This window comes from Anaerococcus groningensis (assembly GCF_046365465.1).
Taxonomy (GTDB): Bacteria; Bacillota; Clostridia; order Tissierellales; family Peptoniphilaceae; genus Anaerococcus; species Anaerococcus groningensis.
Map to the genome: position 1 here is coordinate 58958 of NZ_JBGMEG010000012.1, position 12242 is coordinate 71199.

Genomic DNA, 12242 nt, shown 5'->3' on the forward strand with positions numbered 1-12242 from the left:
TGGAATAAAAGACTAAGTTAATCCATGGAAATAAAAAGACGAGTAGAATTATTACTCGTCTTTTTAGTTTATATTTTATTTTACTTATTTTCTTTTTGTAGCAAATAATCCAGCTGCAGCAAGTGATAGGCTTGCATATACTCCAGTTAGGGCAGTGATACCTGTTTTTGGGTTGCTAGACTTTTTAGCTTCTTTGTTACTAGCTTTGCTTGCTTTTTTATCTTCTTTTACTTCTTTAGCAGCTTTTGGAGCTTTTTCGCCTTTTACTTGTTTAGCAAGTTTTTTATTGTCTGCTTTGTTATCTGCTGTGTTTTCAGCAATGAACTCAACATTTGATAGTCTTGTCTCAAGCACTTTAATTGCTGCATCTACTTCTTCTTGGCTAGTAAATGTTGCCTTTAATACTTCCTCAGCATATGATAACGCATTATTGTAAGCTTCAATGTTTTCTTTATTATCTACTAATTTCAAATTTTTTACTTGTTTGATTCGAGCTTCTAATTGTGCTTTTGAAACTTCTTTTTCAAGCATTCTTGGATTATTTATAAATTCATCAGTTTTATTGATTGTGTAAGTATCTATTACTTTTCCATATGGATCCATTGTTGTTATTGTAAAGGTGTTTTTATCAAAGGTTAAGTAAGAGAATAATTGATTTCTATCATCTAAACTTTTTGCAACAAACCATTGATTTTCTCCAATTGGGTTATAGAATTTTGTACCAGAAGCTGTTGTTAGAGTCAAAAATACTGTTCCACGTGGGTTAGTAACTTCATTTCCTTCATAGTTTAGTTCTATACCATCTACTATAACTTTTCCATCTTTATAGATAGCGTTATTAAATAACTTTGTTTCTCCATCTTCGATTTTTGCGTTTTTATCCTTAGGATCTATTCCATAAGCGTCTTTGAATGATAATGCTTGTTCTCCAGCTAGCATTTGTTTGCTTCTTGCGTAGACATGGTCGTGTCCACCAAATACTGCATCAACTCCATTTTCATTAAATATTCTTATAAGCTCATGGCGTCTTTGTTGGATGTCTGTATCAGATGTATGAGTAGCTGTTGAGTATGGAGCGTGGTGGAAAGAAACTATAGTCCATGAGAAGTTTGAACCACGTTTTTTAGTTGCTTCTGCTTTTGCATTCTCTATAAATGCTCTATGTTCTTCGGTATTTCTATTGTTTGAATTAAGGTTTAGAAAAAGTGCATCACCATATGTGTAATAGAAGTTTCCAGGCATAAAGGTTGTTGATCCATCTTCATTAATTTCTGAAATAGAACCAAGATTTGATTCGTTAGGTAGATAAAAATGGTCAGAAAATGTCGTATTTTGAAGACTTGTATCATCCTTATCCATGCTTAATTCGTGATTTCCTGCAACTGTTGCAAGGATTCTTTGTTTAAATATTGGAAGTTCTAATAGGTAATCAGATTCGCCTTCGTATCCTGCTACTTGAACGTTATCACCCATGGAATAATAAAAGTGAGGGTCTAGCTCTTCGGCTTTTTTAAGAGTTTTCTTAAAATCAGCAATATCTTGGTCTACTTTACCTTGTGTGTTTTTGTAAAGGCCAACTGAATCCCAAACTTTATCACCTGATCCGATTTGAGAGTCTCCATAAGCAAGAACGCTAAATTTATTATTTTTACCAAGGGCTTTTGTTTTTAATGTAAAGATATCTGATTTATAAGAACCCGTTTGTACATAGTATTCATATGATTTTCCCGGCTCAACTTCAGCAATTGCAGTATATGTGCTGTATCCATTTGAATCATTAGTCTTTCTAGCTCTTATTACATTATAAGTTTTACCGCCAAAATGTAATTTTGAATCTTTATTTACTTCACCTTTTGCATACCAAGTAACTGCAACTTGTCTTTCATTTTCTCCCATATTTACAACCACGTCTTTGATTGGAGTTAAAACAGGTTTTAAATTGTTGTTAGCGTACGCACCATCTTTTTTACCGTATTCGCCATCAGTTTCTTCTAATTTTCTCTTAACTTCTGGATCAATGTTTATAACATTTTTATCAGCACCAAAAGATTTTCTTTCTGTATTAGTAGCTCTGTCAAACTTATCAGTGCCATCTTCTTGTCTAATTTCAGATTCGTTTTTTTCATCAGCTAAGTACTCATCTTTATTTTCATTAGATGAATTTGAATAGTAGTCAATTTTAGAAATTTCACTATTTTCAGTTGATAAAGTTTCTTCTAAATTAGCTTCATATGTGCTAGAAGCATCAAGAGTCTCTTTACTTTCGACTATAGCAGTTTTATTTTCTACTGCTAAATCTTCTGCTGCATATGTATCTTGTACTGGGAAAATTGCAGCACTTGCACTGGCGATAGCTAGAGCTAAAATTAATTTGTTATTTTTTTTCATAAGAACCTCCATAAAATTTTTCAAGGCCATTATATATGGTTAGTGTTAGAAAATTTACACAATATTGTAAAATTTATGTAAATTTTTTGTATTATAAATTTAATTAATATAAATAATCATTATCAGTTAAATCTTCAAAAAATAGAGTACAGTAATATTATTATGTAAAATTTATAAAAAGGAGGTCTTATGGATAGACAAGCTTATAGTAATAAGTATTTGAATAAAAAATTCTTACCCTACTATAACCCGTATAAAAAAATCCTCTTTGCAGACTTATTTGCATCTGCTCTAACTACAGTTTCCCAGCTTGTATTACCACTTTTATTATCAAGTTTAACAGACTGGGCCCAGCTGGGACTCTTAGATGCAAGTAGAGTTGTCAAAGTAGGAATTGTATATACAGTTACAAAAATAATTGAAGTAGCTGCTAGATATTTTATGCAATCTCTAGGCCATATCATGGGGGCAAAGATTGAACGTGATATGAGAGCAGATGTATTTAACCATTTGCTAACTATGGATACAGAATTTTTCAATGAAGCTCGCATAGGAGCTTTGATGAGTAGGATAACCACAGATTTATTTGATATTACAGAATTTTCCCACCATGTACCAGAAGAATTATTAGTGGGTGCTATAAAATTAATCTTATCTTTTATAGTATTGCTTACTATAAACTGGAAACTTTCTTTAATTATATATATCATCATCCCAATCATGTTTGTCTTTTCTAGTAAAAAACGTAAAGAATTTAGAAAAGCAACTATGAATGTAAAAAGACAAATTGGTGATATCAACTCAGGAGTAGAAGATACCCTACTTGGTATATCAGTTGTAAAATCTTTTGCTAATGAAGAAACTGAAAAGGATAAGTTTCAAGTAAACAATGATAAGTTCGTAGCCATAAAGAAGAAAAGATACTTTGATATGGCTGGATTTTTTATGATAAATGAAGCTTTTGCAGGACTTATGTATGCAATTCTGATCTTTGTAGGTGGTTTTTTTGTCATAAATGGAGAAATTTCTCCAGGGGATCTTATTGCCTTTACCATGTACCTAAATATGCTAGTAACTACTATTGAAAGGTTAATTAACTTTACAGATGTATTCCAAGCAGGAACTACTGGTATAGAAAGATTTACAGAAGTTATGGAAATGGATAATAGTATCTTTGATGATGAATATGCCAAAGATTTAACTGATGTAAAAGGAAAAATTGACTTTGACCATGTTTACTTTAAATATCCAGAAACTAGCGAAGATGACCCATATGTATTAGAAAATATCAACTTTAATGTAGATGTTGGGGAAAATATCGCTTTAGTAGGTCCATCAGGTGCAGGAAAAACTACCATTTCTAAATTAATCCCAAGATTTTATGATATTGCAAAAGGTTCTATAAAAATAGATGATACTGATATAAGAGATTTAACCTTAGAATCACTTCGTGATAATATCGGTATTGTCCAACAAGATGTTTATTTATTTAGTGGAACTGTAAAAGATAATATCCGTTATGGCAAGGAAGATGCTACAGATGAAGAAATCTTAAGGGCTGCAGAACTTGCTGGAGCTACAGAATTTATAAATGATCTGCCATTTGGCATGGATACTCACATTGGGGAACGTGGAGTAAAATTATCTGGTGGTCAGAAACAAAGAATTTCTATAGCAAGAGTTTTCTTAAAGAATCCACCAATCTTAATTCTTGATGAGGCAACCAGTGCCTTAGATAATAAAAGTGAAGCAATTGTCCAAAAATCTCTGGAAACTTTATCAAAGGGAAGAACAACAATTACCATTGCTCATAGACTTTCTACTATTATAAATGCTGATGAAATCTTGGTATTAACCTATGATGGTATTGTAGAGCGTGGTAACCACAAAGACCTTCTTGATAAAAAAGGCATATATTACAACCTATATAATAGTAACAATGAAGAATTATTTGGGTAAAGAATGGTTTAAAAGACCATTCTTTTTTTGCTTTCAAGAAAAAGTAAACTTTGATATAATTTTATTAGAATGGAGAAATTTATGAAATTTTTTGGAAAAATCTTACATGGTCTAGCAACGGGCCTAGGTACATTTTTTAATGCACTAATCAATATTATGAATGTCATAGTAGTTACCTTTGAGGGTATAAGGCAGCTATTATTTATGATATTTATATTTGGTTGCTCAACAATATTTATTTTCCCGATAATTCCTTTATTACTACCAAAAGAAGTAATGTATTTTATTTTTGCAGTAATATTTATACCGATACTTGGTCCTAAGTTTATTTCTTTTTTAAGGTATATAAACTATACACTTACTGAGTGGATGTATGATAGAGCTGATTCTATGATAACTGGCCAAAAAGTGGGCTATGAAAGTCTTTCAGATTATTCTGATAAATATATCTATGAACAAGAACAAATGCGCCGCCGCCAAAGAGAAGAAGAGGCTCGCCGTCAGCAAGAAGAAATGAACCGTCGTTTTGAAGAATTTGTTAGAAACTTTGGTGGCTATCAAAATTCTAGGTCCTATGGGAGTGGTTATAACACTGGCTATGGCCAAGGCCAATACTCAGGTTATAATGGTGTAAACGATCTTGGCTTTAAGGATAAATATGAACAAGCTTGTAAGATACTCGGTGTTGGTGTTGATACTGATATTTATGAAGTAAAATTAAATTATAGAAAACTTGCTAAAAAATATCATCCAGATCTTAATAAAGATCCAGATGCTACTACAATGTTTACTAAAGTTAATGATGCTTACGAGTTTTTGACAGAGGAAAATATTAAAAAATATAAGCAAAATTACCTTTAAAATAAAGATTTGAAAAGGATAGGCAATGATAAATGAAAAAATTAAAACACTGGAAGAAGCTGTAATTCTTTCAGAGATTGCATCATCAGCAGGAGCCCTGATGCTTGCCAATGGGGCTGAGATTTATAGGGTAGAGGATACAGTTGAAAGGATAATTAGGTCAAAAGATTCTATAAAAGATGTAGATGTTTTTTCTTCTTATAATACAATTATCATTTCATTTTCCTACAAGGGAGAGATTCATACCAATATGCGTAGGGTCAGAAGCCGTGGGAACAACCTATATTATGTAGATAGGGTAAATACTTTTTCTAGGAATTTCTCAGCAGGCCTATATACCCTAGATGAGGCTCTTTTAGAAATTGATAAGATAAAAAAGGAAAAATCTGTTCCAGTTGCCCTAAGAATTCTAGGGGCAACTGTAGCAGCAGGGTCCTACTCGATTCTGTTAGGTGGAGATATCATAGACATACTATCAGCCTTTTTGGTAGGATTTTTGGCCTTTAGGTTTTCCCTATTTCTAGAAAGAAATAAATTAAACTTTTTTGTAGTTAACTTTTTATATGGTTTTATACTTTCTTTATTAGCTTTAGTTATAAATGAGATTACTCCAATTAGCATTAATATCGTAATCATCGGGGGCATGATGGCCTTTGTACCAGGGGTTATGCTTACAAATGCAGTAAGAGACTTAATGAGCGGGGATGCCCTAAGTGGGATAACAGGAACTGCCATGGCCATATTAATTTCAATTGCTCTAGCAGTGGGAGTTGCAACACCTATTAGTATATGGAGGTTATTTTAAATGTCATATTTAATTCAATTTATAGCCGCAATCATGTCAACAGTAGGATTTGCCCTAGTATTTTCGGTACCTTTAAAAACTTTATTGGTATCTGCTGTCAATGGGGGATTTGGATGGATTGTTTTTAAATATGTTATAGATACTACAGGTAGTAAGTACATAGCGGTATTTTTATCAGCCCTAAGTATAACCTTTGTTTCAGAAATGTTAGCAAGACGTCTCAGATACCCAGCATCAGTATTTATAATTCCAGGAATTATTAACTTAGTTCCAGGAGAGGGTATATATAATACAATGGGATTTTTTGTAAATAATCAATCCGAGTTAGCCATAGAAAGTTTTTATAGCACTATAGTTGTAGCAGGGTCCATATCATTTGGCATATTACTAGCAAGTTCCTTCTCAACCTCGCTTAAAACTTTTAGAACAAGAACAGTAAATAGAACAAATTATCTAAGGAGAAAAAAATGATAAAAGAAATATATTTAGCAGGTGGATGCTTCTGGGGAGTAGAAGCATACTTTAAAGAAATCAAGGGAGTAGTAGATACAGAAGTAGGTTATGCAAATGGTAAAACTGAGCAAACAACTTATGAAGAAGTAGCATCTACTGACCATGCAGAAACTGTTCATATAAAATATGATAATGAACTAATTAGTCTTGAAAAATTATTAGAATACCTATACTACATTATTGATCCATTTAGTGTTGATAAACAAGGCAACGATAGAGGTCGCCAATATAGGACTGGTATTTATTCAACAAATGCGGAAGACTTAGAAAAAGCTAGAGAATTTTTAAACGAAAAACAAACTAGTGCAGATAATAAAATCCAAGTTGAAGTAGAGGAGTTAAAAAACTTTATAGTAGCAGAAGACTACCACCAAGACTACCTAGATAAAAATCCAACCGGCTACTGCCATATTAACCTTAATGATAGACCTAACTTATAATTAACTTTGTTTAAACGTAAATATATTATATAATTAAGTTACTAATATTGTTAAAGAGGAAGAGATGAAAAGTAATTTTATTAGTAAGATTTCTTTGGCAACTGCAATGCTTTTAGCATTTACAGCTTGTGGGGCTGAGCAAAACGCAGAAGACACAGCTACAAATGATACAAGTGTAGAACAACCAGTTGAGCAAGAGCTAGAAGAAGCAAAAGATGATTTAGCTGATGAAGAAGCTGAAACAGTCGAAGAAGAAACAGAAAAAGAAGAAGCTAGCCAAGACAATATCTTTGAGGGAAGAACTTTAAATGTAGTGGCTACAAGTGACTCATATGTTCCGTTATTTGAAGAATTTACCAATGAAACTGGTGCGGATGTAGAGTTTCTTTCAATGTCTAGTGGTGAAGTTATTTCAAGAACAAAAGCAGAGGGCAAAGCAATGGCTGACCTTTGGTTTGGTGGTGGACTAGATGCCTTTATGGCAGCAAAAGATGATGGATTATTAGAAGAATATAATTCAGATATGACCTATAAAATCCCAGAAGAATACAAGGATGTTTACTGACATTACTTTTCAAAAGGTCTTACAGTAGTTGGATTTTTAGTAAATGATGGGATACTTGAAGAAAAAGGCTTAGAAGCTCCAAAAACTTGGGAAGATTTAGCAGATCCAAAATATAAAGGCGAAGTTATCATGTCAAACCCAGCTATTTCTGGAACAAATTATGCAGCCCTAAAAGGACTTTTAGACCTATACGGGGAAGAAGAAGGTTGGGCATTATTTGAAAAAATCAATGGCAACATAGACTTCTACTCAAAAAGAGGAAAAGACCCACAAGAAAAAACTGCCCAAGGTGAATTTGCAATTGGCATCATTCCAGTTGACCAAAAGGCCTTTGATGCAGCTAAAGATTATGGCCTAACAGTCATCTATCCTGAAGATGGTATTCCATGGGTACCAGAAGGGGTTGCAATCTTTAAAGATAGCGAAAATACTGACATTGCTGAAGCATTTATAGACTTTATGATAAGTGAAAAAGCTCAAAGCATGATTGCAGAAATTGATGGGAAAGATACTAACCAACTAATTGTACCAGATATCAAAGGACTTGATTTAGGCTTACCAAAAGATAAGCTAATCGATGAAGACCTATCAACATTTGGAACACAAAGAGAAGAAATATTAAATAAATTTAAGGAAATAGCTGGAGACAAAGCTAGCGAAGAATAAAATAAACCAAGGCTAAGCCTTGGTTTATTTTATATATACATATTATGAAAAAATTAAAATCAAAAAATTTATTAGATATATTAATACAACTCATCCTAGCCGTAGCAGTAGTACTTTTTATACTAATGCCTTTTTTAAGTGTCTTTAAAGAAAGCCTTATAATTGATGGGAACATTGATTTTTCCTACTATGAAAATATCTTAGCTAATAAAAAATTATTAATAAACTCTTTAAAACTAGGTACTCTTACATCATTTTTTTCAATCATATTAGCAACTATCCTTGCAATTTATATTTACTTATCAAAATCAAAAGTAAAGAAAGTCTTTAACCTTATATTATTAATTACTTTAGTTAGCCCTCCCTTTGTAACAAGTCTTAGCTACATTACCTTATTTGGGCGTAGAGGATTTATAACCCATAATCTATTAGGACTTTCCATAAATCCTTACAATATGCGGGGAGTGGTTTTCATGCAGACACTTTCATATATTTCGCTAAATTGTATGATTTTACTAGGTTATTTAGCTATCATGAAAAATGATGTGATAAACTCTGCTAGGTCCCTGGGCGCTGATACTAATTCTATAATTTTAGATATCCTTATTCCCCAACTTAAAAATGGTATTTTTACTGTGTTTTTATTAAGCTTTTTTAAATCGATGGCAGATTTTGCAACTCCTTCTATTATTGGAGGAAAATTTAATGTACTAGCCCTAGAATCCTACTTTGAGGTTATAGCAAATGGAAATTTATCTAAGGCTAGTACGATGAATGTTTTACTTTTACTACCAATTTTACTAGTATTTATAATAGTAAGTTTTTTAAATAAGGAAAGATCTACTACGGCAAGTGCTAGTAACTTAGCTGAAGTTAAGGTCCAAAGAAGAGGGATAATATATAACTTATTTAGAGTTATAGGAATTTTAATTTTACTTTTACTAGTAAGTTTATATGTGGCAATTATACTAAGTGCTTTTACTACTATGAAAAAAGGGTCCTTAGTTTTTAGCTTGGCTAATCTTTCGAAGGCTAAAAATTATATGGGTGATGCTATGTTAAGGTCTATTGGATATTCTCTAATCTCAGCCTTTGTTGGTACCCTTATTGGTATGTTAATTAGTTATTATTTAATAATTAGAAACAGTAAATTTATGAAGGTAATAGACCTTATTTCAAATATGCCTTACATAATACCAGGTACTTTTTTTGGTTTAGGCTACTTGCTATATTTTAAATCTCCACCTCTTATGATTACAGGGACAAGTATTATAGTTGTTTTAAATGTACTTTTTAAGCAGCTGCCTTTTTCAAGCAGAGTTGGAAATACTGCTATGAAATCTATTGATACCGATATGATTAATTCTTTAAGAGATTTAGGGGCCAATACTTTTTATGAAATAAAAGATGGAATCATCCCAAATATCAAACCCTCCTTGCGCATATCACTTATAAATAGTTTTACAACAACTATGACAACAGTTGGATCGATTATATTTTTAGTTTACCCTGGCAAGAAACTTTTGACTCTTGTTATGTTTGACGTCATAAACAGCGGTAGATATGGCGAAGGATCAGTCATTGCCCTGCTTATAATGGTAATTTGTATTGTATTTAATTTACTTATTAATTTTATTTTTGGACAGGGAACTTTAAAAGAAAGGTCTACTTATGTATTTGGAAATTAAAAATTTAACTAAAAGCTATGAGGTAAATAAGGTTTTAGATAATATAAATATAAATTTAAAAGAGGGTAAATTCTTGTGTTTACTAGGTCCATCTGGTTCGGGCAAAAGCACTATCCTTCATTCGATAGGAGGATTTATAGATTTTAGCGGACAAATAATATTGGATGGAGAAGATATTAGCAATCTAGAGCCCAATGATAGAAAAGTTTTTACAGTTTTCCAAAGTCTAGGCCTATTTTCTCACATGACAGTTTTAAATAATGTTATGTATGGATTAAAATTTAATCAAAAATCCTTAAATAAATCAGAGAAAAAAGATTTAGCATACAAAACAATAGAAATGGTAGGCTTAAAAGGCTATGAAAATAGAAAACCTGCTGAACTTTCTGGAGGGGAAAGGCAAAGGGTGGCCCTTGCTAGAAGTTTAGTTGTGAAACCAAAATTACTTTTAATGGATGAGCCCTTTAGTGCCCTTGATCAAAAGCTTAGGGAAAAAATGCAATTAGAAATTAGAAAAATTCACAAAGATTTTGGACTCACAACAATTTTTGTAACCCACGATCAAGCAGAAGCCTTTAAGATGGCGGATGAGGTTATAGTTCTTAGTCAAGGAAAAATTATAGATCAAGGTTCTCCCCAAAGAATTTATAATAAACCTGTTAATAAAGAAAGTTTAGACTTTATTGGTCAAAAAAATATAATAGATAGTACTTATGTTAGACCCGAAAAAGTAAAAATTACAGATAAGGGGGAAGAGTTTGTTATAAAAGATATTATTTTTATGGGCAGCACTATAGAAATTTTTGTAGCAAATAAAGATAAAGAACTAAAGGTACTTTTATTAAATGATAATTTTGATAAAAAAATTGGCGATACAATTAAGTTAACTTATGATATGGAGCAAATATAATGAAAATATTACATGTACTAACCCAATTACCAGCAAAGACAGGTAGCGGAGTATATTTTACAAATCTCATAGATAGCTTAGATAATATGGGCTATGAAAATGCTGCAGTCTTTGGTACAGAAAAAATATATGATAACCAAGTAAATGCGAAGGTTTTAAAACCAGTTTTTTATAATACAGAAGATATGTCCTTTAGAATATGTGGGATGAGTGATCAAATGCCCTATGATTCTACAGTCTATAGCCAGATGACTGAAGAGCAAATAGATACTCTTATAGAAAATTTTAGAAAAGCACTTATAGAAGTAAAAGAAGAATTTAAACCAGATATAGTAATATCCCACCACTTATTTTTTATAACAGACCTAGTTAAAGAAATATTTGTTGATACAGAAGTAGTAGGCATATCCCACGGAACAGATATGAGACAGGTTAAAAAGCACCATAAGTTTTTACCAAGACTTAACCATCTAAAAGATTTAGATTATGTGCTTACGGTTACAGATATGGAAGATGACGCCATAATAAATTTACTAGGAGTAGATGAAAGCAAAATCCATAATGTGGGTGGGGGCTATAGTGAAAAGGTATTTTATCCGCCAAAAGAAAAAATAGAAAAAAATACCATAGATGTAGTTTATGCAGGTAAGATTAGCCAGTCAAAAGGAGTTTTTGAACTAGTTCAAACTTTACCAATTCTAGAAAAAAAATATCCACAGATTAGGCTTCATATGATAGGAAACGCTGACTTAGAATCTTGTCATAAGATGAAAGATTTAGCAAAACATTCGCAAAGGCTATCAATATACCATGCCCTAGATCAAGTAAAACTAGCAAATTTATTAAGAGATGCAGATATATTTGTACTACCATCCTACTTTGAGGCCCTAGGGCTTATAGCTATAGAAGCATTAGCCTGCCATAAACTAGTAGTAGCAAGCCATATTGATGGACTAGAAAAACTTATAGGGCCAGAAATAAAAAATAAACATTTAATAGAATTTACCAAGCTACCAAGAATATATGATGTGGACAAACCAGTCAAAGACGATATCCCAGCTTATATAGAAAGACTGAGTGAGAATATAGAAAAGCAAATAAATAGGTTAGATCAAAATTTATTTACAGAAGAAGTAAACGCTGAAATACAAACACTTGCCTGGGCAAATATCGGACAAAAAATAATAAATGTAATAAAAAACTAAAAAAAGTGTTGACAGGATAAAAATAGCATGGTATTATATATCTTGTCGTTAAGAGACGACACAATGAACCAGATGAGTTAAATCTTATCTAAAAAGTAAATAGTAATTAAACTTTAAGCAATTAATTTGAGTAACCTTAAAACAATGATTTTGTTCTTTATATAAAGAACAGGATAAAATAAATCACGCATTGATTAAAAGATCAGTGTAAATGAAAAGAGCTTGAATCAAAAAGCTTTTAT

10 protein-coding genes and 1 pseudogene are annotated in these 12242 nt (G+C 31.9%); 10 read left to right on the top strand and 1 reads right to left on the bottom strand.

What is annotated here, in order from left to right:
* Positions 1 to 84: 84 nt before the first annotated feature.
* Positions 85 to 2388, bottom strand: a complete 2304-nt coding sequence (locus AB9Q04_RS06360; RefSeq protein WP_410024509.1) for a metallophosphoesterase family protein — start codon at positions 2386 to 2388, stop codon at positions 85 to 87.
* Positions 2389 to 2577: 189 nt separating this feature from the next.
* Here AB9Q04_RS06360 and AB9Q04_RS06365 point away from each other — a divergent pair, with 189 nt between their 5' ends.
* The 10 genes and pseudogenes from AB9Q04_RS06365 to AB9Q04_RS06410 all read left to right on the top strand — a co-directional run bounded on the left by AB9Q04_RS06365 (position 2578) and on the right by AB9Q04_RS06410 (position 12000).
* On the top strand, positions 2578 to 4347 hold the full coding sequence (locus AB9Q04_RS06365) for an ABC transporter ATP-binding protein (protein WP_410024510.1): 1770 nt from the start codon (positions 2578 to 2580) through the stop codon (positions 4345 to 4347).
* Between the two features lie 81 nt (positions 4348 to 4428).
* Positions 4429 to 5208, top strand: coding sequence for a J domain-containing protein (locus AB9Q04_RS06370; RefSeq protein ID WP_410024511.1), 780 nt, complete (start codon positions 4429 to 4431; stop codon positions 5206 to 5208).
* Positions 5209 to 5233: 25 nt separating this feature from the next.
* A complete protein-coding gene (locus AB9Q04_RS06375; RefSeq protein ID WP_410024512.1) occupies positions 5234 to 6013 on the top strand; it encodes a threonine/serine exporter family protein in 780 nt (259 codons plus the stop codon).
* Positions 6014 to 6484, top strand: a complete 471-nt coding sequence (locus AB9Q04_RS06380; RefSeq protein WP_394018655.1) for a threonine/serine exporter family protein — start codon at positions 6014 to 6016, stop codon at positions 6482 to 6484.
* The gene (gene msrA, locus AB9Q04_RS06385) at positions 6481 to 6966 is read left to right on the top strand and encodes a peptide-methionine (S)-S-oxide reductase MsrA (protein ID WP_410024513.1); all 486 of its coding nucleotides are present in this window, start codon (positions 6481 to 6483) and stop codon (positions 6964 to 6966) included. Before AB9Q04_RS06380 ends, msrA begins: the two co-directional genes overlap by 4 nt.
* Positions 6967 to 7030: 64 nt before the next feature.
* A complete protein-coding gene (locus tag AB9Q04_RS06390; RefSeq protein WP_410024514.1) occupies positions 7031 to 7531 on the top strand; it encodes a type 2 periplasmic-binding domain-containing protein in 501 nt (166 codons plus the stop codon).
* 36 nt (positions 7532 to 7567) lie between these two features.
* A pseudogene (locus tag AB9Q04_RS06395) lies at positions 7568 to 8197 on the top strand (extracellular solute-binding protein); the annotation flags it as partial.
* Positions 8198 to 8241: 44 nt separating this feature from the next.
* Positions 8242 to 9885 (top strand): ABC transporter permease, encoded by a 1644-nt coding sequence (locus AB9Q04_RS06400; RefSeq protein ID WP_410024515.1) that lies wholly within the window; start codon positions 8242 to 8244, stop codon positions 9883 to 9885.
* A complete protein-coding gene (locus AB9Q04_RS06405; RefSeq protein WP_410024516.1) occupies positions 9869 to 10795 on the top strand; it encodes an ABC transporter ATP-binding protein in 927 nt (308 codons plus the stop codon). Before AB9Q04_RS06400 ends, AB9Q04_RS06405 begins: the two co-directional genes overlap by 17 nt.
* The gene (locus AB9Q04_RS06410; protein WP_410024517.1) at positions 10795 to 12000 is read left to right on the top strand and encodes a glycosyltransferase family 4 protein; all 1206 of its coding nucleotides are present in this window, start codon (positions 10795 to 10797) and stop codon (positions 11998 to 12000) included. The genes AB9Q04_RS06405 and AB9Q04_RS06410 overlap by 1 nt, the downstream gene beginning before the upstream one ends.
* Positions 12001 to 12242: the final 242 nt, after the last annotated feature.